The organism is Streptomyces venezuelae ATCC 10712, assembly GCF_008639165.1.
Lineage (GTDB): Bacteria > Actinomycetota > Actinomycetes > Streptomycetales > Streptomycetaceae > Streptomyces > Streptomyces venezuelae.
This window is the reverse complement of the sequence record NZ_CP029197.1, coordinates 4376418-4398156: the sequence shown is the minus strand read 5'-3', so window position 1 is coordinate 4398156 and position 21739 is coordinate 4376418. Positions and strand designations below refer to the sequence as shown.

Annotated in this window: 20 protein-coding genes and 1 riboswitch; of the genes, 12 read left to right on the top strand and 8 right to left on the bottom strand. The window is 72.0% G+C overall.

Annotation, left to right across the window (positions count from 1 at the left end; translation table 11 throughout):
- The first annotated feature begins 57 nt into the window (after positions 1 to 57).
- The 3 genes from DEJ43_RS20330 to DEJ43_RS20320 are packed head-to-tail and all read left to right on the top strand — an operon-like array spanning position 58 to position 3459.
- Complete coding sequence (locus tag DEJ43_RS20330; RefSeq protein WP_015035258.1) at positions 58 to 975, top strand: MurR/RpiR family transcriptional regulator; 918 nt, start codon at positions 58 to 60, stop codon at positions 973 to 975.
- 38 nt (positions 976 to 1013) lie between these two features.
- Positions 1014 to 1943 carry an N-acetylmuramic acid 6-phosphate etherase gene (gene murQ / locus DEJ43_RS20325; protein WP_015035257.1) on the top strand — a complete coding sequence of 310 codons (930 nt, stop codon included), beginning with the start codon at positions 1014 to 1016 and terminating at the stop codon, positions 1941 to 1943.
- A gap of 34 nt (positions 1944 to 1977) precedes the next feature.
- The gene (locus DEJ43_RS20320; RefSeq protein WP_015035256.1) at positions 1978 to 3459 is read left to right on the top strand and encodes a PTS transporter subunit EIIC; all 1482 of its coding nucleotides are present in this window, start codon (positions 1978 to 1980) and stop codon (positions 3457 to 3459) included.
- A gap of 79 nt (positions 3460 to 3538) precedes the next feature.
- Here DEJ43_RS20320 and DEJ43_RS20315 read toward each other — a convergent pair whose 3' ends face one another.
- Positions 3539 to 5122: an alpha/beta hydrolase gene (locus tag DEJ43_RS20315; protein ID WP_015035255.1), complete on the bottom strand. Its 1584-nt coding sequence runs from the start codon at positions 5120 to 5122 to the stop codon at positions 3539 to 3541.
- A 150-nt stretch (positions 5123 to 5272) separates the two neighbouring features.
- On the opposite strand from DEJ43_RS20315, the gene DEJ43_RS20310 reads away from it, so the two are divergent.
- The 4 genes from DEJ43_RS20310 to DEJ43_RS20295 all read left to right on the top strand — a co-directional run bounded on the left by DEJ43_RS20310 (position 5273) and on the right by DEJ43_RS20295 (position 7990).
- Entirely contained in the window at positions 5273 to 5815 is a 543-nt protein-coding gene (locus DEJ43_RS20310; protein WP_015035254.1) for a GNAT family N-acetyltransferase, read from the top strand.
- A gap of 22 nt (positions 5816 to 5837) precedes the next feature.
- The gene (locus tag DEJ43_RS20305) at positions 5838 to 6224 is read left to right on the top strand and encodes a nuclear transport factor 2 family protein (RefSeq protein ID WP_015035253.1); all 387 of its coding nucleotides are present in this window, start codon (positions 5838 to 5840) and stop codon (positions 6222 to 6224) included.
- Between the two features lie 78 nt (positions 6225 to 6302).
- The gene (locus tag DEJ43_RS20300) at positions 6303 to 7253 is read left to right on the top strand and encodes an aldo/keto reductase (RefSeq protein ID WP_015035252.1); all 951 of its coding nucleotides are present in this window, start codon (positions 6303 to 6305) and stop codon (positions 7251 to 7253) included.
- An 11-nt stretch (positions 7254 to 7264) separates the two neighbouring features.
- Positions 7265 to 7990 (top strand): transporter substrate-binding domain-containing protein, encoded by a 726-nt coding sequence (locus tag DEJ43_RS20295; RefSeq protein WP_015035251.1) that lies wholly within the window; start codon positions 7265 to 7267, stop codon positions 7988 to 7990.
- A gap of 10 nt (positions 7991 to 8000) precedes the next feature.
- Here DEJ43_RS20295 and DEJ43_RS20290 read toward each other — a convergent pair whose 3' ends face one another.
- A complete protein-coding gene (locus DEJ43_RS20290) occupies positions 8001 to 9296 on the bottom strand; it encodes a lysine 2,3-aminomutase (RefSeq protein WP_015035250.1) in 1296 nt (431 codons plus the stop codon).
- On the opposite strand from DEJ43_RS20290, the gene DEJ43_RS37530 reads away from it, so the two are divergent.
- On the top strand, positions 9276 to 9413 hold the full coding sequence (locus tag DEJ43_RS37530) for a hypothetical protein (RefSeq protein ID WP_158506263.1): 138 nt from the start codon (positions 9276 to 9278) through the stop codon (positions 9411 to 9413). The genes DEJ43_RS20290 and DEJ43_RS37530 overlap by 21 nt on opposite strands.
- Positions 9414 to 9830: 417 nt before the next feature.
- Entirely contained in the window at positions 9831 to 10622 is a 792-nt protein-coding gene (locus DEJ43_RS20285) for a class I SAM-dependent methyltransferase (protein WP_015035249.1), read from the top strand.
- A gap of 36 nt (positions 10623 to 10658) precedes the next feature.
- Here the strand turns inward: DEJ43_RS20285 and DEJ43_RS20280 are convergent, their stop codons facing one another.
- The 5 genes from DEJ43_RS20280 to thrC all read right to left on the bottom strand — a co-directional run bounded on the left by DEJ43_RS20280 (position 10659) and on the right by thrC (position 15468).
- Positions 10659 to 11129: an SRPBCC domain-containing protein gene (locus tag DEJ43_RS20280; protein ID WP_015035248.1), complete on the bottom strand. Its 471-nt coding sequence runs from the start codon at positions 11127 to 11129 to the stop codon at positions 10659 to 10661.
- A gap of 153 nt (positions 11130 to 11282) precedes the next feature.
- Complete coding sequence (gene groL, locus DEJ43_RS20275; protein ID WP_015035247.1) at positions 11283 to 12911, bottom strand: chaperonin GroEL; 1629 nt, start codon at positions 12909 to 12911, stop codon at positions 11283 to 11285.
- A gap of 319 nt (positions 12912 to 13230) precedes the next feature.
- A complete protein-coding gene (locus tag DEJ43_RS20270) occupies positions 13231 to 13434 on the bottom strand; it encodes a cold-shock protein (protein WP_015035246.1) in 204 nt (67 codons plus the stop codon).
- Positions 13435 to 13838: 404 nt separating this feature from the next.
- The gene (locus tag DEJ43_RS20265; protein ID WP_015035244.1) at positions 13839 to 14117 is read right to left on the bottom strand and encodes a MoaD/ThiS family protein; all 279 of its coding nucleotides are present in this window, start codon (positions 14115 to 14117) and stop codon (positions 13839 to 13841) included.
- Positions 14118 to 14157: 40 nt separating this feature from the next.
- The gene (thrC, locus tag DEJ43_RS20260) at positions 14158 to 15468 is read right to left on the bottom strand and encodes a threonine synthase (protein ID WP_015035243.1); all 1311 of its coding nucleotides are present in this window, start codon (positions 15466 to 15468) and stop codon (positions 14158 to 14160) included.
- Positions 15462 to 15608, bottom strand: a riboswitch (SAM riboswitch). It overlaps the preceding gene by 7 nt.
- 148 nt (positions 15609 to 15756) lie before the next feature.
- On the opposite strand from thrC, the gene DEJ43_RS20255 reads away from it, so the two are divergent.
- The 3 genes from DEJ43_RS20255 (at position 15757) to DEJ43_RS20245 (ending at position 20001) form a co-directional block, all read left to right on the top strand.
- The gene (locus DEJ43_RS20255; protein WP_015035242.1) at positions 15757 to 16698 is read left to right on the top strand and encodes a glucosyl-3-phosphoglycerate synthase; all 942 of its coding nucleotides are present in this window, start codon (positions 15757 to 15759) and stop codon (positions 16696 to 16698) included.
- 38 nt (positions 16699 to 16736) lie between these two features.
- Positions 16737 to 18551, top strand: a complete 1815-nt coding sequence (locus DEJ43_RS38560) for a DUF11 domain-containing protein (RefSeq protein ID WP_015035241.1) — start codon at positions 16737 to 16739, stop codon at positions 18549 to 18551.
- Between the two features lie 91 nt (positions 18552 to 18642).
- The gene (locus tag DEJ43_RS20245) at positions 18643 to 20001 is read left to right on the top strand and encodes an alpha,alpha-trehalose-phosphate synthase (UDP-forming) (protein ID WP_015035240.1); all 1359 of its coding nucleotides are present in this window, start codon (positions 18643 to 18645) and stop codon (positions 19999 to 20001) included.
- Positions 20002 to 20313: 312 nt separating this feature from the next.
- Here the strand turns inward: DEJ43_RS20245 and DEJ43_RS20240 are convergent, their stop codons facing one another.
- Positions 20314 to 21684, bottom strand: a complete 1371-nt coding sequence (locus DEJ43_RS20240; RefSeq protein WP_041662721.1) for a Fic family protein — start codon at positions 21682 to 21684, stop codon at positions 20314 to 20316.
- Positions 21685 to 21739: the final 55 nt, after the last annotated feature.

Sequence of the window (21739 nt, the reverse complement as noted above, 5' to 3'; positions counted from 1 at the left end):
CCGATCCGGGACCGTCGGGGTCTTGTCGCGCCACCCGGCCGAAAGTATCTTTCAGGTGTGACCAATGAAGTGAAGGAAAGTTTCACGAGCGACGCGCCGCCCGCGCCCGCCGCCCTCGCGGCCAAGGTACGCACCCTCGCGCCGTCCATGACCCGCTCCATGCAGCGGGTCGCCGAAGCCGTCGCCGGAGACCCGGCCGGCTGCGCCGCGCTCACGGTCACCGGCCTCGCCGAGCTCACCGGCACCAGCGAGGCGACCGTCGTCCGCACCGCCCGCCTCCTCGGCTACCCCGGCTACCGCGACCTGCGCCTCGCCCTCGCCGGGCTCGCCGCCCAGCAGCAGTCCGGCCGGGCGCCCGCCGTCACCGCCGACATCGCCGTCGACGACCCGATCGCCGACGTCGTCGCCAAGCTGGCCTACGACGAGCAGCAGACCCTCGCCGACACCGCCGCCGGACTCGACACCGTCCAGCTCGGCGCCGCCGTCGCCGCCCTCGCCACCGCCCGCCGCATCGACATCTACGGCATCGGCGCCTCCGGCCTCGTCGCCCAGGACCTCGGCCAGAAACTCCTCCGCATCGGCCTGATCGCGCACGCCCACAGCGACCCGCACCTCGCCGTCACCAACGCCGTGCAGCTCCGCTCCGGCGACGTCGCCATCGCCATCACCCACTCCGGCTCGACCGGCGACGTCATAGAACCGCTGCGGGTGGCCTTCGACCACGGGGCGACCACGGTCGCGATCACCGGCCGCCCCGACGGCCCGGTCACGCAGTACGCCGACCACATCCTCACCACCTCCACCGCCCGCGAGAGCGAACTGCGCCCCGCCGCCATGTCGTCCCGGACCAGCCAACTCCTGGTCGTGGACTGCCTGTTCACCTGCGTCACCCAACGTACGTACGAGACGGCGGCCCCTGCCCTCGCCGCCTCGTACGAAGCCCTCGCCCACCGCCACTCCCCCCGCACGCGCTGAAGCGCCCGCTGACGACCACAGCACCGAAAGAGCCGCACGTGTCTGCTACGTACTCCGAACTCCGCGCCCAGCTGGCCACCCTCACCACCGAGGCCTTCCGCCCCGAACTGGCCGAGATCGACCAGCTGCCCACCGCCGAGATCGCCGCGCTCATGAACGGCGAGGACGCCACCGTCCCCGCCGCCGTCGCCCGGCAGCTCCCGGCCATCGCCGCCGCGATCGACGCCACCGCCGAGCGCATGGCCCGCGGCGGACGGCTCATCTACCTGGGCGCCGGCACCGCCGGCCGGCTCGGCGTCCTCGACGCCAGCGAGTGCCCGCCCACCTTCAACACCGACCCGACCCAGGTCGTCGGCCTCATCGCCGGCGGCCCGTCCGCCATGGTCAAGGCCGTCGAAGGCGCCGAGGACTCCAAGGAACTCGCCGCCGAGGACCTCACCGCGCTCGGCCTCACCGCGGACGACACCGTCGTCGGCATCTCCGCCTCCGGCCGCACCCCGTACGCCATCGGCGCCGTCGAGCACGCCCGCGCGCACGGCGCGCTCACCATCGGCCTCTCCTGCAACGCGGACAGCGCGCTCGCCGCCGCCGCCGAGCACGGCATCGAGGTCGTCCCCGGCCCCGAGCTGCTCACCGGCTCGACCCGGCTCAAGGCGGGCACCGCCCAGAAGCTCGTCCTCAACATGATCTCGACGATCACGATGATCCGGCTCGGCAAGACGTACGGAAACCTCATGGTCGACGTCCGCGCCTCCAACGAGAAGCTCCAGGCCCGCTCGCGGCGCATCGTCGCGCTGGCCACCGGAGCCCCGGACGAGCAGATCGAGACCGCCCTCGCCGCCGCCGACGGCGAGGTGAAGAACGCGATCCTGATGATCCTCGCGGACATCGACGCCCCGACGGCCGCCGAACGGCTGACCGACTCCCAGGGCCACCTGCGCGCGGCGCTGCACGCGAAGACCGACTGAGCCCCCTCCCCTCACAGCAAGGCACCACCGCACCATGAGCACAGACGACAAGAACCGCGCCATCGCCGCCGCGATCCTCCCCCTCGTCGGCGGCGCCGGGAACATCAGCTCCGTGGCCCACTGCATGACCCGCCTCCGGCTGGGACTGCACGACCGCTCGCTCGTCCAGGACGAGGCCCTCAAGGCCCTGCCCTCCGTGATGGGTGTGGTGGAGGACGACACGTACCAGATCGTCCTCGGCCCGGGCACCGTCGCCCGCGTGACACCGGAGTTCGAGGCCCTGGTGGCCGAGGCCCCCGCGGCCGCCCACTCGGCGGCGGAACTCGCCGACCGGGGCGCGGCGCTCAAGGCGGCGCGGAAGGCGAAGAACGCCACCCCGTTCAAGCTCTTCCTCCGCCGGATCGCGAACATCTTCGTCCCGCTGATCCCCGCGCTCATCGGCTGCGGCATCATCGCCGGCCTCAACGGCCTGCTGGTCAACCTCGGCTGGCTGCCCGGCGTCACCCCCGCACTCGCGGCGATGGCGAGCGGCTTCATGGCGCTCATCGCGGTCTTCGTCGGCTACAACACGGCGAAGGAGTTCGGCGGTACGGCGATCCTCGGCGGCGCCGTCGCGGCGATCATCGTCTTCCCCGGCGTCGCCAAGATCGACGCCTTCGGCCAGACCCTCTCCCCCGGCCAGGGCGGTGTGCTCGGCGCGCTCGGCGCGGCGGTCCTCGCCGTGTACGTGGAGAAGTGGTGCCGCCGCTGGGTGCCGGAATCGCTCGACGTCCTGGTCACCCCGACGCTCACGGTCCTGATCTCCGGCCTGGTGACGATCTTCGGCCTGATGTTCGTGGCCGGTGAGATCTCCACGGCGATCGGCGAGTTCGCCGACTGGCTCCTCGCGAACGCCGGCGCGGGCGCGGGCTTCGTCCTCGGCGGCCTCTTCCTGCCGCTGGTGATGCTGGGCCTGCACCAGGCCCTCATCCCGATCCACACGACCCTGATCGAACAGCAGGGCTACACGGTACTCCTGCCGATCCTCGCGATGGCGGGCGCGGGCCAGGTCGGCGCGGCGATGGCCGTCTACCTGAAGCTCCCGCGCAACGGCTCGATCCGCCGCACCATCAAGTCCGCCCTCCCGGCCGGCTTCCTGGGCGTCGGCGAGCCCCTGATCTACGGCGTCTCGCTGCCGCTGGGCCGCCCGTTCGTCACGGCGTGCGTCGGCGGCGCGTTCGGCGGCGGCTTCGTCGGCCTCTTCAGCATGCTGGGCGACTCGGTCGGCTCGACGGCGATCGGCCCGTCGGGCTGGGCCCTGTTCCCCCTCCTCGACGGCAACAAGGGCCTCGGCGAGACGATCGCGATCTACGCGGGCGGCCTGCTCGTCGGCTATCTGGCCGGCTTCGTGGCGACGTACTTCTGGGGCTTCAGCAGGGAACTCCTGGAGGAGTTCGACGTGGACACGGAGCCGGCGGCCGAAGTGACCACGGCCGACGGCAGCCCGGAGCCTGCCCCGGAGCCGGTGAAGGTCTGACGCGGCGATACGAGGAGGGCCCGGCCGGAGGAAATCCGGCCGGGCCCTTCGCCGTACGGTCACGGCCACGGTCACCTGGTCACCGGCAGAGGACGTCCCGGTCCGGCCGTACGCCCTCGGTCAGGAAGCGGGTCACGGCGCGGTCGCCGCAGGCGTTGCCGTTGCCGAGGTAGACCCCGTGGCCGCCGTGGTCGACGGAGACGAGCCGCGCGCGGTCGCCGAGGGCGGCCCGCATCGCCAGGCCCTTGGTGTACGGCGTGGACGGGTCCCGCAGGTTCTGGATCATGAGGATGTTGGACGGGCCGCGGTCGGTGATCCGGACCGGCTTCTCGACGGCGCCGCCCTTCCAGTACGCGCAGGGGGTGGCGTTCACCGGCATGCCGGCGGTCAGCGGGTGGCGGACCCGGTCGGCGTCGACGACCCGCTGGTACGCCGCCGGGGACGCCCGCGGCCAGTCGACGTCGTTGCAGATCACGCCCACGCTGACGGCGGCGGCCTCGTCGGGCATGGCCCCGGCCAGCTCGGGCGGCAGCACGGGCCGGCCGGCGGGGTCGAGCGCGGCGGTGACCAGCCTGGCGAAGCCCTCGAAGGAGCCGTCGGAGTAGAGGGACTGCTGAAGGGCCTGGAGCAGCATGGCCCCGGACAGCGGCACACCGGCCGTCGCGGAGGCGTGCGGGGCGCGGTCGAGGCGTGCGGCGAGGTCGAGGAGCAACGGCCGGACGTCCTCGGGCCGTTCGGCGAGCCGCAGCCCGGCCTTCGCGCGGTCGGGGTGCGAGGCCCACGCGGCGAAGTCGGGGAACCGGTCCGCGGCGCCCTCCGCCATGCCCTCCAGCCAACCCCGGGCCACCCGACGCGGGTCGGGGTCACTGCTGCTGTCGAGGACCCAGCGGTCGGTCCGCCCGGGGAACTTCTGGGCGTACTCGGCGGCCACGTACGTCCCGTACGACACGGCCCACGCGGAGAGCTTCCGCTCGCCGAGCGCCTGCCGCAGCCGCTCCAGGTCCCGCACCTGGTTCGCGGTGGTGAGGCCGCGCAGCATGGCACCGCCGTTGCGGGCGCAGGCCTCGGCGATGCGCTTCGACCGGGCGATGTTCTCCTCGACGCCGCCGCCCGCGCCGGGCCAGGACCGCAGGGTGACCATCCAGCGGTCCTCCTCGGCGAGCCCGCACCGCGCCTTGGCGGAACCACCGATGCCACGCGGGTCGAAGGCGACGAGGTCGTACGCCCCGCCCGTCTCCCCGGCGAGCACGGCCCCCTTCTGCGCGAGCCGCTGCACACCGGAACTGCCGGGGCCGCCGGGAATCACCATGAGCGTGCCGCGCCGCGCCGCGGGCACCGTACTCCGGAGCCGGGAGACGGCGAGCTGGATCTGCTCCCCGTGGGGCCGGGCGTAGTCGAGGGGCACGGAGAGCCGGGCGCACTCCTGCCCGGGCAGCGGCCGCACGGCGGCGTCGCAGCCGCCCCAGTCGAGGCCGGCGGGAGCGGCGGGCGCGACGGAGATCGAGGCACCGGAGACGGGGGCGCCGGAAGCGGGAACGACGGAGACGGGAGCGGCGGGGGCGGCGACGGCGGTGGCCGCCCCACCGCCGGAGAGGGCGGCCCCGGCCACGACGGCGGCGGAGAGGGTGAGGAGGAGGGCGCGGCGTCCACGGTTCGTTGTCATGCGCACAGCCTCGCGAAATCGCCGGAGCGCCCCCATCCGGCAGGCACGCGAATCAGGGGTGGGGCCAACCCCCTCCGCATACGGGGGTGTTCGGAACCCGGCCGCGGAATTGGTTTGCCGTCGGCGACCACGGTCGGATAGGAACGACGCATGCTGAGCGGAAGCAAGGTCGTACTCCGGGCCCGGTACGAGGAAGACATCCCGATCCTGCGGACGGAGCTGTACGACGACGCCGTCACCGGCTCACGCGCCGAAGGCGCCCCGTGGCGGCCGATCACACCCGGCGCCAAGGACCCGCGGCTGTTCGTCGACGACCAGGGACCGGAGACCGTCTCCTTCTCGGTGGTCGAGCGGGACGGCGGCGCGCTCGTCGGCACCGCGACGCTCTGGGGCATCGACAACCACCACCGGGCCGCACACATCGGCCTCGGCCTGCTGCCCTCCGCCCGCGGCAAGGGCTACGGCTCGGACGTGGTCGCGGTCCTGTGCCACTACGGCTTCGTCGTACGCGGCCTGCACCGCCTCCAGATCGAGACCCTCGCGGACAACCACGGGATGCTCCGCTCCGCCGAACACAACGGCTTCGTCCGCGAGGGCGTCCTGCGCTCCTCGGCATGGGTCCTGGGCGAGTTCCTCGACGAGGTGATCCTCGGCCTCCTCGCCAAGGACTGGAAGCCGAACGCGACGAGCTAGCGACGACACCGGGAACGCCACGATGCACACGAACGACGACGAGGCCGCCGTGGCCGAGGCGATCGAGCGGGAGCTGCTCCTGATGACCCCCGCGGTCCGCTCGTCCAGAGAGCTGTCCGAGCGGTACCTCGACCCGGAGTTCGTGGAGGTGGGCGCCTCGGGACGCCGCTGGGACCGCCCGTCGATGCTCGCGGCGATGGAGGTCATGCGGGGCGCCGCCGAGGACGGCCCGACGTACGCGCCCAGCGGGATGACCGGCACGGTACTGGCCCCCGGAATCGTGCACCTGACGTTCGAGACCGTCCTCGACGGCAGACGGGCCCGGCGCAGCTCGATCTGGCGGAAGACGGACGACACGGCCGGCTGGCGCATGTACTACCACCAGGCCACCCCCGCCCCGGAACCCTGACCGACTCGCCGACCCCCGCACAGCGCGCGGATCGCACCCGCGGATATCCGATGGCGGCGCGAGCGCCTCTCGGCGATCATGCCCCGCATGACCACCTCCCCGTCCTCCGCCCGGCCCTCCTCCGCCGTCCCGGCCGCCGCCTCCGGTACCTGGGTGCTCGGTGATCTCACCGTCCGCCGTGTCGGCTTCGGCGCCATGCGGCTCCCGCAGCGTGGCGCGGCCCTCGTCGAGGACGCCGTGCCGCGCGATCGCGGCGAGGCGATCGCCGTACTGCGCAAGGCCGTCGAGCTCGGCGTGAACCACATCGACACCGCCGCCTTCTACTTCTCCCCGCTCCGGTCCGCCAACGAGCTGATCCGCAGCGCGCTCGGCGGGCCCTACCCCGACGACCTCGTCATCGCCACCAAGGTCGGGCCCGCCCGGGACACGACCGGCGCCTGGAGCGAGCACGCGCGGACCCCCGCCGGGCTGCGCGGACAGGTCGAGGAGAACCTGCGCCAGCTCGGCCGCGACCACCTCGACGTCGTCAACCTCCGCATCCTCGGCACCGATTCGGTCGCCGAACGCTTCGGCGCCCTCGCCGAACTCCGCGAGGCCGGTCTCATCCGGCACCTCGGCCTCTCCAACATCACCCCCGAGCAGCTCGCCGAGGCCCGGACCATCGCCCCCGTCGTCTGCGTGCAGAACATGTACGGCATCGGGGTCCGCCCGGAGTACGCCGACTTCGTCCGGTACTGCGGCGAACAGGGCATCGCCTTCGTGCCGTTCTACGCGATCGCCGGCGCCGGCCGCGAAGGCGGCGCCACCGCCGCCGAGAGCCCCGAAGTGCTCGCCGTCGCCGAGGCCCACGGCGCGAGCCCCGCCCAGGTGCGGATCGCCTGGACCCTCCACCAGGGCCCCCACCTGCTCGCCATCCCCGGCACCGGCGACCCCGAACACCTCGCCGCCAACGTCGCCGCCGGCGCGCTCCGGCTCACCGACGAGGACCTGGCCCTCCTGGACGGCCTGCACCACACGCCGGCTGCCTAGAATCCGTCCCCATGACGATCCCAGCGGGCCCCGCCCTCATCGCCGACCTCGCCCCCACCGGCACCCTCCGGGCCTCCGTGAACCTGGGGAACCCGGTGCTCGCCCAGGGCACCCCCGAGGCCCCGTCCGGGATCACCGTGGATCTGGCGCGGGAGATCGGGGCGCGGCTCGGGGTCCCCGTCGAGCTGCTGTGCTTCGACGCGGCACGGAAGTCCTTCGAGGCGATGGCGGACGGCCGGGCCGACCTGTGCTTCCTCGCCGTGGACCCGGCGCGCGAGAAGGAAGTCGCGTTCACCGCCCCGTACGTGGTCATCGAGGGGGTGTACGCCGTCCCGCGCGACTCCGCCCTCACCTCCGTCGAGGACGTCGACGCGCCCGGCGTCCGCATCGGGGTCAAGCAGGGCTCCGCGTACGACCTGTACCTCTCCCGGTCCCTCGCGCACGCGACGGTCGTCCGCGGCGAGGAGGGCGTGGACACCTTCCGGGCGGAGGGCCTGGAGGCGGGCGCGGGCATCCGGCAGCCGATGACCGCGTACGTACGGGAGAACCCCGACGTCCGGCTCATCGAGGGCCGGTTCATGGAGATCCGGCAGGCCGTCGGCACCACGGTCACCCGCGCCCCGGAGACCGTCGCCTTCCTCCGCGCCGTCGTCGAGGAGCTCAAGGCGAACGGTTTCGTCGCGGACTCGCTGCGCCGGGCGGGCCAGGAGACGAGCCTGCTCGCCCCGCCCGCCTGACCGCACGCCCCTACTCGGCGGTCGTCAGCGGCTCCCCCGGGATCAGGGACCGGTCCCCCGGCCCGTACGGGACGAGTTCGTCCCACCACCGGGCCGCCGGATCGAACGGGGCGTACGCCACCCTGCCCCTCAGGGCCGGGTCAGGGGTCCTCACCGCCCGGAGGGCGAACGCCGGACCGTCCGCGAGGCGGACGGGTCCGTCGACCGCCAGCACGCCGAGCTCCGTCGGCATCACCGGGCCGCACACCCTGCCCGCGAGCCCCGGGACCCGCCGGAGCGCCTCCGCATGGACCTCGAGGACCCGGGCCAGCGGCAACCGGAAACAGCGCCGTACGCCACCGCCGCGCTCGACGAGCATGCCGTACGGCGCCAGGCCGAGCGCCGTCTGCTCACGCCACATCCGCGCCCAGAGCGCGGCGTCGTCGTTGACGCGCCGCAGGACGGCCCCCCTGGTGCGCAGCACCGCGCCCGTCGCGGCCAGCCGGCCGAGGGCGCGGCGGGCCGTCGCCGGCCGGAGCTCCCGGGGATGGCAGACGTACAGCGTCAGGACGAGGTGCCGCCCGGACGCCACGACCCGTTCGAGGAGGCGGAGGAGGTCGTCGGCGTCGGGGGCGTCCAGGAAACGCCCGGGGAAGCGGGACACGGCCCGGGTGACGATCCGGACGGTCCGCACGCCGGGCCGGTCGAGGAGCGCCGTCACGTACGGGGCGAGCCGCGCGGTCCGCAGCTCGAACGGGTCCGGCGGATCGGGCGGATCCGCCCCTGACCCGCCCGCGAAAGGGACGCCCGCGAAGAGGACATCGGTGATCTCCGGATGCCGGTCCAGCCGGTCGCCCAACGCCTCCGGGCCGCCGAGCTCCCGGCCCCGCACCGGATCCCCGGCGAACCGTGGCCACCGGGAGCAGGACGCGCAGGGGCCGTGGCAGGTACGCCCCTGGCCCGGCAGGACGAGCAGCGTCTCCGGGTAGCGGTGCCGCAGGCCCGCCGCGTCACGGCCGGCCGGGTGCGGGTCGAGCCGCTCGCGGAGCCCGTCGACGACCAGGCGCAGCCGGTCCCGGTCCCCGTCCCGCAGGCTCCGCTCGACGGCGGCGAAGTCGGCGGGGGCGAGCAGCCCCCGGTGGGGCATGACGAGGCGGTAGAGCGGGTCGTCGGGGGCGCGCGTCCAGTCGACGAGTTCGTCGGCGACGTGGGAGGTGACCCGGAAGGGCAGCACCTGGCCGACGACCTCGGCCTCGTGGGCGAGGGCGGGCCGGCCGGTGCGGTCGGCGATGAGCGCGCCCAGGCGGTGACCGGTGAGGACGGTCACCTGGTCGCCGCCGCCGACGGCGGAACATCGGGCGTCTCCACGGTCGTCGTCTGCACGGTCGTCGCCTCCCCGAAGGGTTCGCTGAGGGCGGTGCGGCGGCGCACCCCGGGACGATGATGGGGAGGGCGGGTCGTCGCCGCCAGGGCGCTAGCGGTGGCCCGGGCCGGGGGCAACCCACGACTCCGGCCAATCGGCCGGGTCGCGTACCGGACAGCGCGCGGGACGCCGAAGGCCGGTCCGGGCCGGTACGGCCGGGTTCGGACCCGCCCGCTTTCGGCCGGGCGGGCACGCGGGGACGCCGCCCGGATTGGCGCCTTCACGGCGCTCGAAAACCGGTCCGCGCGGGCCGCCAGAAGGCCCTTTCCCGGGCCGTGGAGGGGTACGAGGGGCGGTCCGGGCCCGCCCCGCACCCCCGGCTCACGCCGCCGCCCAGAAGGCCGCCAGGCAGCCCGTCACCACCTCCGTACACCACCCCTGACCTGGGCTTTTCCTTCAACTGGCCATATTCTTGGGGAACTCGGAGGGGAGATCCACATGAGCCCGAACGACCGTGGCATCCGCACGATCGACGACGTCCTGAACCTGCTCGACGGGCTGTTCGCGCCCGGCGCCGACCGCTGGTCCGGCGGCGGCTCCGACTGGTGGGACGGCTTCTACGCCGACCGCGACAAGCCGGTGCCGTTCTTCGTCGCCAAGCCGGACGAGAGCCTTGTGTCGTACGTCGAGCGGGGGCTGCTCCCGGCCGGCGGCGGCCGCGCGCTCGACCTCGGCTGCGGACCCGGCCGCAACAGCCTCTACCTCGCCTCGCTGGGCTACCAGGTGGACGCCGTCGACCTCTCGCCCACCGCGATCCGCTGGGCCCGGGAGCGAGCCGAGAAGACCGGCGTAGGGCAGGGCGGCACCGGGCAGGGCGGCGCCCCCGGCATCCGCTTCGTCCAGGGCGACGCCTTCGCCCCCGGCACCGCCCTCGACGGCCCGTACGACCTCATCCACGACTCCGGCTGCTTCCACCACCTGCCGCCGCACCGCCGCGTCAGCTACCTCGCGCTCCTGGACCGCCTCCTCGCGCCCGGCGGGCACTTCACACTCACCGCGTTCGCCGCCGGGGAGGGCGGCATGGGCTCCGAACTCCCGGACGCCGACTTCTACCGCCAGGGCAGCCTCGACGGCGGACTCGCCTATACGGACACGGCCTTGAGGACGATCTTCACCAGCGGCACGCCGGACCTGACCGAGATCGAGATCCGCCGCATGCACGACGAAACCCACGACTCCCCCACCTTCGGCGAACCCTTCCTCTGGTCGGCCGCCTTCCAGCGCCCGTGACCACCTGAACCGCCGAGAGGATCAAGGGCCCCGGTCTCACATCGACTTCAGGTGTTCCGCGAGGCGGTCGTACTGTTCGCGGACCCCCGCCTCCATGCCCGCCGCGAGCGCCTGGTCCCTGATGTCGTTCGAGGGCCAGAACGACGTGCTGGTCAGGGCCGTGCCGCCGTCCGGGGTCGCGTCGAAGGTGAGGGTGACGTGGACGGGTGCGGTGTCCGGCATCTGCTCGAAGACCTCCGTGTAGTCGAGCCGCTCGACCGGGACGACGTCCTCGTACGTACCGGAGAAGACGATCTCCTGGCCGTCCGGCGCGGTCTGGCCCCAGCGCCACCCGCCGCCGACCCGCAGGTCGATGTCGACGACGGACGTGGTCAGCGCGGAGACGCCGTACCACTCCCGTACGTGCTCGGGGTGCGTCCACGCCTCCCAGACCCGGCCCGGCGGGGCGTCGAAGGTGCGGGTGATGACCAGCTCGCGGTCGGCCGGCGTCGTCAGGAGGGTGACCATGGTCTGTTCCCTTCGGCCTTCGGGAAGGTGCCCGCCCTTCCAGCATCCGCGAAACGCCCGAGGGCGGCACCCCCTGGTGGGGGTGCCGCCCTCGGTCGCGTGCGTGTCGCGTCCGGCTCGCGCCTTCGGCGATGAACCACCGATCCCGGAGGATCAGAAGTCCATGTCACCGCCCGGCATGCCGCCGCCGGCCGGCGCGGCGGCCTTCTCCGGCTTGTCGGCGATGACGGCCTCGGTGGTGAGGAACAGCGCGGCGATCGACGCGGCGTTCTGCAGCGCGGAGCGCGTGACCTTCGCCGGGTCGATGATGCCCTCGGCGATGAGGTCGACGTACTCGTTGGTCGCGGCGTTCAGACCGTGGCCGACGGGCAGGTTGCGGACCTTCTCCGCCACGACGCCGCCCTCGAGGCCGGCGTTGACCGCGATCTGCTTCAGCGGGGCCTCAAGGGCCAGCTTCACGATGTTCGCGCCCGTGGCCTCGTCACCCGCGAGGTCGGCCTCGAGCTTCTCGAAGACCGAGGAGGCCTGGAGCAGGGCCACGCCACCGCCGGCGACGATGCCCTCCTCGACGGCCGCCTTCGCGTTGCGAACGGCGTCCTCGATGCGGTGCTTGCGCTCCTTGAGCTCGACCTCGGTCGCGGCACCGGCCTTGATGACGGCGACGCCACCGGCGAGCTTCGCCAGGCGCTCCTGGAGCTTCTCGCGGTCGTAGTCCGAGTCGCTGTTCTCGATCTCGGCGCGGATCTGGTTCACGCGACCGGCGACCTGCTCGCTGTCACCGGCACCGTCGACGATGGTGGTCTCGTCCTTGGTGATGACGACCTTGCGGGCGCGGCCCAGCAGGTCGAGGCCCGCGTTCTCCAGCTTGAGGCCGACCTCCTCGGAGATGACCGTGCCGCCGGTGAGGATGGCGATGTCGTTCAGCATCGCCTTGCGGCGGTCGCCGAAGCCGGGGGCCTTGACCGCGACGGACTTGAAGGTGCCGCGGATCTTGTTGACGACCAGGGTCGACAGGGCCTCGCCCTCGACGTCCTCGGCGATGATCAGCAGCGGCTTGCCCGACTGCATGACCTTCTCCAGGAGCGGGAGCAGGTCCTTCACCGAGGAGATCTTGGAGTTGACGATGAGGAGGTAGGGGTCGTCGAGCGACGCCTCCATGCGCTCCATGTCGGTGGCGAAGTACGCCGAGATGTAGCCCTTGTCGAAGCGCATGCCCTCGGTGAGCTCCAGCTCCAGACCGAAGGTCTGGGACTCCTCGACGGTGATGACGCCTTCCTTGCCGACCTTGTCCATCGCCTCGGCGATGAGCTCGCCGATCTGGGTGTCGGCGGCGGAGATGGAGGCCGTGGAAGCGATCTGCTCCTTGGTCTCGACATCCTTCGCCTGCTCGAGCAGGGCGCCGGAGACGGCCTCGACGGCCTTCTCGATACCGCGCTTGAGGGCCATCGGGTTGGCACCGGCGGCCACGTTGCGCAGGCCCTCGCGGACGAGCGCCTGGGCGAGGACGGTGGCGGTGGTCGTACCGTCGCCGGCGACGTCGTCCGTCTTCTTGGCGACTTCCTTGACCAGCTCGGCGCCGATCTTCTCGTACGGGTCCTCGAGCTCGATCTCCTTGGCGATGGAGACACCATCGTTGGTGATCGTGGGGGCGCCCCACTTCTTCTCGAGGACGACGTTGCGACCCTTGGGGCCGAGGGTGACCTTGACGGCGTCAGCGAGCTGGTTCATGCCGCGCTCGAGACCGCGCCGGGCCTCCTCGTCGAACGCGATGATCTTGGCCATGTGAAGTGGTCCTCCCGGACATGGGGTGGATAACGCTCCAGGACCGCGCCGACGCCCGCGACGGACGGCCTCCGCAGCTCCGCGTGGTTCCTTGCCCCACCCGGCCGGCGGCCTCGTCTGCCCGATCCTCGTAGCACTCTCACCTGCCGAGTGCTAACGCCAATGATTAGCACTCGGCATAGGAGAGTGCAAGCGACTCTCGAGTTTCGGGAGGTGGACAGGGGCGCGCGAGGGGCGCGGGGAACGCGCGAGGGGCCCGCGTCCCCTCAGGGATGCGGGCCCCTCGACGGCGTTGCGTCGGTGGCCGATCGCGCCGCGCTCAGACGGCGAGCTTGACCATGTCCGCCTGCGGACCCTTCTGGCCCTGCGAGATCTCGAACTCGACTCGCTGTCCCTCTTCGAGGCTGCGGTAGCCATCCATCTGGATCGCGCTGTAGTGGACGAAAACATCCGCACCACCGTCGACCGCGATGAAGCCGTAGCCCTTCTCCGCGTTGAACCACTTGACGGTGCCCTGAGCCATGCCTAACTCCCCTATTACTGGCCCTTGCGCGGGACCGCACTTCGCGGACCCGGGTCAGACCCTGCGCCGGAACGCGTCGACCGCGGCTGAATGTATCTGCCCAACTGCCCTCTGCAACAGGTCATTCGAGCGAGAATTCTGGGCGTGCTGGAAAGGCGAATTCGGGAGAATCCCTTGAATCCCGGGGCAAGTCGGGCCCGGCAAAGCGCGCAGAAGGTACACAACGCGCACACACTTTGGCTGCTTCTTGTCGCGCGGGGACGCATTCTCATATGCGTCCGGCATGAGCAGCGGAGGGGACTTCCCCAACTCTACCGCGCTCAACCATGCAGAATTGCCCCTTCCGCTTATTGACGCGGAAGGGGCAATTCAAGAAAGACGGGACAGACGACGAGCCGAGTGACTCAGCAACCGCCGGCGACGGCCGGGATGATCGAGACGCCCGCGCCGGCCGGGGTGGCCGTCTCCAGGCCCTGCTCGAAGCGCACGTCGTCGTCGTTCACGTAGACGTTGACGAAGCGGCGCAGCTTGCCCTGGTCGTCCAGGACGCGGGCGGCGATGCCCGTGTGGTTCTTCTCCAGGTCCGCGATGACCTCGGCGAGGGTCGCGCCCTCGGCCTGGACCTCGGACCGGCCACCCGTGTAGGTGCGGAGGATGGTGGGGATGCGGACGTTCACGGCCATGTCTTCGTAACCTTTCAGTGGACCTGGAGGGCGGGCCGGCTCAGACGGCCAGGCCGGCGTCGCGGAAGGCGTCCAGGCTCGGGCGGATGGTGGCGGTCGCCTGAGAGGTGTCGGCCACCGCGTCCAGGGTCTTGAGTCCGTCGCCGGTGTTGAGGACGACGGTGGTGAGGTTCGGGTCGATCAGCCCGTCCTTGACGAGCTTCCGCGTCACGCCGAGGGTCACGCCGCCCGCGGTCTCGGCGAAGATGCCCTCGGTCCGCGCGAGGAGCTTGATCGCGTCCACGACCTGCTCGTCGTCGACGTCCTCCACGGCGCCGCCGGTCCGGCGGGCGATGTCGAGGACGTACGGGCCGTCGGCCGGGTTGCCGATCGCGAGGGACTTGGCGATCGTGTTCGGCTTCTGGGGCCGCACGACGTCGTGCCCGGCCTTGAAGGCCACCGACACCGGGGAGCAGCCCTCGGCCTGCGCACCGAAGATCTTGTACGGCTTGTCCTCGACGAGGCCCAGCTTGATGAGCTCCTGGAGACCCTTGTCGATCTTCGTGAGCTGGGAGCCGGAGGCGATCGGGATGACGAGCTGGTCGGGGATGACCCAGCCGAGCTGCTCGCAGATCTCGTACGCCAGCGTCTTGGAGCCTTCGCCGTAGTACGGGCGGAGGTTGACGTTGACGAAGCCCCAGCCCTCGCCGAGCGGGTCGCCGATGAGCTCGGAGCAGAAGCGGTTGACGTCGTCGTAGTTGCCTTCGATGGCGACGAGTTCACCGCCGTAGACACCGGCCATGACGACCTTGCCCTGCTCCAGGTCGTGCGGGATGAACACGCAGGAGCGGAAGCCGGCGCGGGCGGCGGCGGCGCCGACGGCGCCGGCCAGGTTGCCGGTGGAGGAGCAGGAGAGGGTGGTGAAGCCGAAGGCGCGGGCGGCCTCGATGGCCTGGGCGACGACCCGGTCCTTGAAGGAGTGGGTCGGGTTGCCGGAGTCGTCCTTGACGAAGAGCTTGCCGGGGGCGACGCCGATCTCGCGGGCGAGGTTGTCGGCCTGGACGAGCTTGGTCCAGCCCGGGTTCAGGTTCGGCTTCTCGGCGACGTCGGCCGGGACGGGCAGCAGGGGGGCGTAGCGCCAGATGTTGGCGGGTCCGGCCTCGATCTGCTTGCGCAGCGCCTCGGGGTCACCGGTGGGGAGCTCGTACGCGACTTCGAGCGGTCCGAAACAGAGCTCGCAGGCGAAGATCGGACCGAGCGGGAAGACTTCACCGCATTCGCGGCAGGAAAGCCCGGACGCGGGACCGAGGTCGACGGTGGCGGCGGAAGCGGCGTTCTGTACAGCCATGGAGGCGAGGCCCTTTCTCCTCATCTTTCCCATGACGAATTTTTCGCCATGAGACGGATTTGGCACCTTCCCTAGCCGGGGACCTCGCTGGAGGACGAGACGAACCGACTGGAGGGTTGCCGGGGCTTCAACGGGCCGTTTCCCTCTGCCCCTCTGGATGAGCGGTATTCGATTGTGAAGCGCGCTGGACTTCGTTCCGACGCTCCGACGCGGGCGGCACCCCGACGTGCATCGGGCATCCGCGTTGTTCAAGACTGTAACCGAAGGCCCGGACGCTTGGACCGGCCGTCCGAACCGCGAGATGGAGATCACGTGCTGGAAGAGGTGGAGCGCTGGCTGGGGCGGCGGTCCTGGTCCGTGGCGGACCGGCCGCTGGAGCGGATCCTCGCCGCCAAACGGAATACGAAGGTCAGCGTCGTCCTGCCCGCACTGAACGAGGAGGCGACCGTCGGGGACATCGTCGCCGTGATCCGGCGCGAGCTGATGTCGGAGGCGGTGCCGCTGGTCGACGAGCTGGTGGTGATCGACTCCGGCTCCACGGACCGTACGGCGGAGGTGGCGGCGGCGGCCGGCGCGCGGGTGGTGGCGCGGGACGCGATACTCCCCCGGATACCGGCGGTGCCGGGCAAGGGCGAGGTCCTGTGGCGGTCGCTGATGGTGACCAGCGGGGACGTCGTGTGCTTCGTGGACGCGGATCTGCGGGACTTCTCGGCGGACTTCGTGTCGGGGATCGTGGGCCCGCTGCTGACCGATCCGGACATCGACTTCGTCAAGGCGATGTACGACCGGCCGTTCGGCGACACCCCTGGTCAGGGGGGCCGGGTGACGGAGCTGGTGGCCCGTCCTCTGCTCAATCTGCACTGGCCGCAGCTGGCCGGTTTCGTGCAGCCGCTGGGCGGCGAGTACGCGGCGCGCCGGTCCCTCCTCGAACGGCTGCCGTTCCCGGTCGGTTACGGAGTGGAGCTGGGGCTGCTGGTGGACGCGCTGCACACGGTGGGCCTGGACGCGCTGGCCCAGGTGGACGTGGGGGTGCGCAAGCACCGGCACCAGGACGGTCGGGCGCTGGGCCGGATGGCGGCGGCGATCTACCGGACGGCGCAGCTGCGGCTCTCGCGGGGGCATCTGGTGCGGCCGTGGCTGACGCAGTTCGAGCGGGGCGAGAAGGGCTTCGAGCCGCGGACGTACGCGGTGGACACGGAGGAGCGGCCGCCGATGGCCGAAATCGTGGAGTACGCGCGCCGTCGCGTGGCGTAACGCCCCATGATGATCCGTTTTGCCTACATTGCCCTTTTATGCGCTTCAGACAACATCACCTGGGCAGGGTGCTCGCGGCCGTCGGCCTGACGGCGGGCTCGCTCGCGTTCACCACGGCGGGGCCTGCCGCGGCGGACGTGGTCGAGCCCTTCGGCAAGCGGTACGACGCGTCGGTGTACGGCGACTTCACGACGATCGGCAACACCGTCATGGGCTGTCCGACCGCCCCCGCCGACCTGGCCGCCCGCTGCGCGACGGCGGCGAGCGGCCAGGGCTCGGACAACAACAACACCTTCGTGATGCGGCGGATCGACGCCGGCGGCACCGGGGCCGACTACGGCTCCAGCACCGGCCACGTGAAGATCCCGGCGGGCGCCGAGGTCGCCTACGCCCGGCTGTTCTGGGGCGGCAACGACGGCACGTACCGGGGCCCGAGCGGGGCCTCACTGAAGCGCTGCGACATCTCCGGCGCGGACGTCGAACCCTCGCCCGGGGACCCCGCGACGACCGCCCCGGTGATCAAGGTCGGCGCGGGCGCCGCGATCCCGGTCTCGATCGACAGCATGGTCGCCGACCCGGCGGACACCAACGGCCCGCACTACTACACGGGCGAGTCGGACGTGACCGCCGCCTTCGCGGGCGTCTCGGGGACGGACGCGCAGGTGGCCGTCGGGAACGTCTGGGCGCCCAACGGCAAGGGCTGCGTGGCCGGTTGGTCGCTGACGGTGGTCCACAGGTTCCCCGGCCCCGTCGCGGCCCTCGCCCCCGAGCGGCGGAACGTGTACGTGTACGGCGGCCATGTCCTGCAGCGGTCGACCTCCCCCGCCACCACGATCACCGTGGACGGCTTCCACCGGAGCGGCGGCACCGCGCGGGCCGGCGTCACGGCGTACGAGGGCGACTGGAACACCGCGGGCGACACCTTCCTCGTCGACGGCAAGAACGTCACCGAGAACCACACCGGCAACACCAGCAACTTCTTCATCAGCGAGGACGACGGCGCCGTCGACCCGAAGCTCGTCAACAACCTGAGCATCGACGCCAAGGCCTTCGACCTCCCCGCCGGAGCCGTCCCGCAGGGCGCCACCTCGGCCGACCTGGCCTTCGCGACCCGCGGCGACACCTACGTGCCGTCCGGGCTCGCATTCTCCGTGCCGGTGCCGGACCTGGAGATCACCAAGACGGCGACCCCGCGCACGGTCAAGCCCGGCGACACCGTCACGTACACCATCACCGCGAAGAACGTCGGCCCGGTCGACTACCCGAACGCGAAGTTCGGCGACGACCTCACCGGCAACCTCGACGACGCCGAGTACAACGGCGACGTGAAGGCGGACCTCGGCAAGGCCACGTACACGGCGCCGAGGATCGGGTACGTCGGCACCATCCCGGCCGGCAAGACGGCGACCGTCACCTACTCGGTGAAGATCAAGAACCCGCCGGCCGGCGACGGCAGGCTCCGCAACAGCGTGGAGGTCGAGACACCCCGCTCCAACTGCGGAGCCGGCAGCGAGGACCCCGCCTGCGCGGCGGCCCCGGTGCTCGACCGGCCCAAGCCCACCCCGAAGCCGACGCCGACCCCGGTCGACCCCACCCCGGACCCGGTCGACCCGACCCCCACCCCGACGCCGGACCCGGCCGACCCGACGCCCGACCCCACACCCCCGGCGACCGCCGGGCCCGCCTCCCCGCCGCCCCCGGCCCCCGGCCCGCACGGCGACGGCCGCGGCGGCGCGATGGCCGCGACCGGCGGCAACGGCGAGCGGCTGTGGCTGCTCGGCGCGCTCGGCCTCGCGCTGGCGGCGACGGGCGTGGTGGCGAAGGCCGCGATGCGCGGCCGCCGCGACACCTGACCCCCCGCGGGTCCGGCCACCCTCCGTGGCCGGATCCGCCCGTCTCGTATACGTACGTTTGAGCGTTTACGGGACGGGCTAGGTTCGCCACATGGCTTCTGTTCTTGTGGCATCCAACCGAGGCCCCGTCTCGTACGTGCGCGGCGAGGACGGCGAGCTCGACGCCCGCAGGGGCGGCGGCGGCCTGGTCTCCGGGCTGAGCGCCGTCTCCTCGCAGGACAGCCTGTGGGTGTGCGCGGCGCTCGGCGAGGGCGACCGGGAGGCCGTCCGGCGCGGGATCGGCGAGCCCGGCGTGCGGATGCTGGACATCGCCCCCGACGTGTACGCCGACGCGTACAACGGCATCGCGAACTCGGTGCTGTGGTTCCTCCACCACCACCTGTACGACATCCCCCGCGAGCCGGTCTTCGACGCCGCCTTCCGGCACCGCTGGGAGGCGTACCGCGCCTACAACCGCGCCTTCGCCGAAGCCCTGGCCGCCGCGGCGGACGAGGGCGCGGCGGTCCTGGTGCAGGACTACCACCTGGCGCTCGTCCCCGGACAACTGCGGGAACTCCGCCCCGACCTGCGCATCGGACACTTCACCCACACCCCGTGGGCCTCGCCCGAGTACTTCCGGATGCTGCCGGCCGACATCGGGGACGAGCTGCTCCGCGGCATGCTCGGCGCCGACGAGCTGGGTTTCCACACCTCCGCCTGGGCCTCCGCGTTCCTGAGCTGCGCCGGCGGCGAGCAGCCACGGACCCGGGTGCGCGTGCACCCGCTCGGCGTCGACGCCGAGGAACTCCGGGCCCTCGCCCACCGCCCCCAGGTCGACGAGCGCCTCGCCCGGCTCCGGGAGGAGGTCGGCGACCGGAAGACCATCGTCCGCGTCGACCGCACCGAACTGTCGAAGAACATCCTCCGCGGCCTCCTCGCCTACCGCGAGCTGCTCACCGTCCACCCCGAATGGCGCGACCGGGTCGTCCACCTGGCCTCCGCCTACCCCTCCCGGCAGGACCTGGCCGCCTACCGCGCGTACACGGCCTCCGTGACGGAACTGGCCGCGGAGATCAACGCCGAGTTCGGCACGGCCGACTGGCAGCCGGTCCTGGTCTCCGTCGAGGACGACTTCACCCGCTCCCTCGCCGCCTACCGCCTCGCGGACGTGGCCCTGGTCAACCCGGTGCGCGACGGCATGAACCTGGTCGCGAAGGAGATACCGGTCGTCTCCGACGCGGGCTGCGCGCTGGTCCTGTCGACCGGGGCGGGCGCGTACGAGGAGCTGAAGGAGGACGCGCTCACCGTCCACCCCTACGACGTCTCGGAGACCGCCGAGGCCCTCCACACGGCCCTGACGATGCCCCCACCGGAACGCGCCGACCGCACCAAACGCCTCGCGTCAGCGGCCACCGCCCTCCCCCCACAGCGCTGGTTCCTCAACCAGCTGGAGGGGCTGAGCGACGCCTGAGCGCCTGGAACCTTGTCGAGGTGGGGGCCGCTCCAGCGGCCGTCCCGGTAGTTGTCCGTGGTGGTGCGCATGCGGGGCCCTGCCAAGGCTCGACCGATGTACTCGGCACGGCCGTCGCCCAGCTGCGACGCCAGGTCGTGAAAACCGGACCGATCGGCGCGGGAGGCCGGACGATGTCCACGAGCGTGCTGGACGGCGCCCACGCGGGAGCCGCCGGCAGGCGCCCGGTACTCCGCCGCCATCTGATCTGCACGACCGATCCGCGTGAACACGCAACTCAGATGGTCTCAGCAGCGCCTTCTTGCCCAACCGCTAGGAGCCGAGGGAGGCGGTGTTGCGACGGGTCTCCGCGAGGTGGATGTCGATGTACCGCGTGAGGGTGAGCGCATCCTGCGGCTCATCCGCCTGGAAGGTGACGCGACGTAGCAGGCTGACGCCGTCGAGCGCGACGCCCTCGCGGGCGAGGACGAAGACGAGGGCGAGGAACGCGGACCGGGCGTTGCCGTCGTCGAAGGGATGGAAGAAGCACACGTCCAGAGAGGCGCGTGCGGCCCGGGCGGTGAGGGGCAGGGGCCGCTCAGCGGTCCGCGTGCTCTCGGCCAGGCAAGCATCGAGTCGGGCTCGGGTGTCCGGGCCGATGCCGTACCGTTCCCGGCCTCCCTTGGCGAAGGCCGGCAGACTGCGGAACGTCGGCGGCTGCTGGGTGCCCAGGACCTGGTGCTGCCAGCGCTGCAGCAGCTCGAAGTCGAGGCAGGAGCCGCGTTTCGCGTCGGCCCGCACCATTTCAAGGGCGGTCAGCAGGCCTTGTGCACGGGCGGGATCCAAGGCGCCGTCGAAGGCGCGTATGTCCTCCGCCGCGCCATCGCGCGCCGGGACCACCGGTTCGCCCCGGCCGTCTTCCGGAACCTCCTGCCAGGCAATGCTCTCGCGCACCGTGAGCCAGCGCTCAAGGTGATCCAGCGTCGGCCTGGCGGGCCGTGCGCCGTCTCCCGGTTGCACCGACAGCGCGAGGCGCTCCGCGACATCCTCGACCAGCTCCGGGTCAGGGCCGGTCCAACTTGCGAACCGCCCGCCGATCGCCTCGTCGACCAGATCCTGTGCGAGGTCGGGAGCGACGCCCCAGCGGCTGAGGAACCAGGTGAGCACTTGACGGCAGTGTCCGTGCCAGGCGCTCCCGCAGCCGGTCCGGTCGGTCACTTGCAGGATCAGGTTGCGGGCGGCCCGCTCCCACAGAATCCGCTGATCCTTGACCTCGGTCAGGTCCAAGGGGTACGCGTCGAACCACCCGGCGAGACTCTCCAGCCACTCGCGCCATTCACACAAAGCTGCGACGACACGGCCGATCGTCTCCTGCGGTGTGGTGATCGAGTCGCTCGGGCAGCACCAGTTCCCGACGGGTCCCCCGTCGAAATCGCCTTCGTCGTGCGCCCAGCGCCAGCCCACGCTCCAGCGACCGTAGTGCTCGGCGAGGGCCTGCGACATGGCGTCGGCCCAGGGCTGTCCCTCGCCCCAGCTCCAGGCACTCATCGCCGGGTCAGCGGCGGGGATGTCGGGACGGCTGGGCACCCTCCGCGCAGGCCCGAGCGACCGCACCACCTGCGGCGCCGACGCACGGTCGAAGAAGTGACGGGCAGGATCCACATCGCCCCATGTCAGAGAACGGGGGGTCAGCTCGACAATCACCGCGCAAGCCTGTCATGTCCACCCGACACGCGGTGCAGTCATTCCCGCCGGTCAG

What these genes read in the sequence shown, in the direction of transcription:
- DEJ43_RS20320 (WP_015035256.1), top strand. Translation starts at nt 1,978, where the DNA reads ATGAGCACAGACGACAAGAACCGCGCCATCGCCGCCGCGATCCTCCCC.
- DEJ43_RS20315 (WP_015035255.1), bottom strand. Translation starts at nt 5,122, where the DNA reads ATGACAACGAACCGTGGACGCCGCGCCCTCCTCCTCACCCTCTCCGCC.
- DEJ43_RS20310 (WP_015035254.1), top strand. Translation starts at nt 5,273, where the DNA reads ATGCTGAGCGGAAGCAAGGTCGTACTCCGGGCCCGGTACGAGGAAGAC.
- DEJ43_RS20305 (WP_015035253.1), top strand. Translation starts at nt 5,838, where the DNA reads ATGCACACGAACGACGACGAGGCCGCCGTGGCCGAGGCGATCGAGCGG.
- DEJ43_RS20300 (WP_015035252.1), top strand. Translation starts at nt 6,303, where the DNA reads ATGCCCCGCATGACCACCTCCCCGTCCTCCGCCCGGCCCTCCTCCGCC.
- DEJ43_RS20295 (WP_015035251.1), top strand. Translation starts at nt 7,265, where the DNA reads ATGACGATCCCAGCGGGCCCCGCCCTCATCGCCGACCTCGCCCCCACC.
- DEJ43_RS20285 (WP_015035249.1), top strand. Translation starts at nt 9,831, where the DNA reads ATGAGCCCGAACGACCGTGGCATCCGCACGATCGACGACGTCCTGAAC.
- DEJ43_RS20280 (WP_015035248.1), bottom strand. Translation starts at nt 11,129, where the DNA reads ATGGTCACCCTCCTGACGACGCCGGCCGACCGCGAGCTGGTCATCACC.
- groL (WP_015035247.1), bottom strand. Translation starts at nt 12,911, where the DNA reads ATGGCCAAGATCATCGCGTTCGACGAGGAGGCCCGGCGCGGTCTCGAG.
- DEJ43_RS20270 (WP_015035246.1), bottom strand. Translation starts at nt 13,434, where the DNA reads ATGGCTCAGGGCACCGTCAAGTGGTTCAACGCGGAGAAGGGCTACGGC.
- DEJ43_RS20265 (WP_015035244.1), bottom strand. Translation starts at nt 14,117, where the DNA reads ATGGCCGTGAACGTCCGCATCCCCACCATCCTCCGCACCTACACGGGT.
- thrC (WP_015035243.1), bottom strand. Translation starts at nt 15,468, where the DNA reads ATGAGGAGAAAGGGCCTCGCCTCCATGGCTGTACAGAACGCCGCTTCC.
- DEJ43_RS38560 (WP_015035241.1), top strand. Translation starts at nt 16,737, where the DNA reads ATGCGCTTCAGACAACATCACCTGGGCAGGGTGCTCGCGGCCGTCGGC.
- DEJ43_RS20245 (WP_015035240.1), top strand. Translation starts at nt 18,643, where the DNA reads ATGGCTTCTGTTCTTGTGGCATCCAACCGAGGCCCCGTCTCGTACGTG.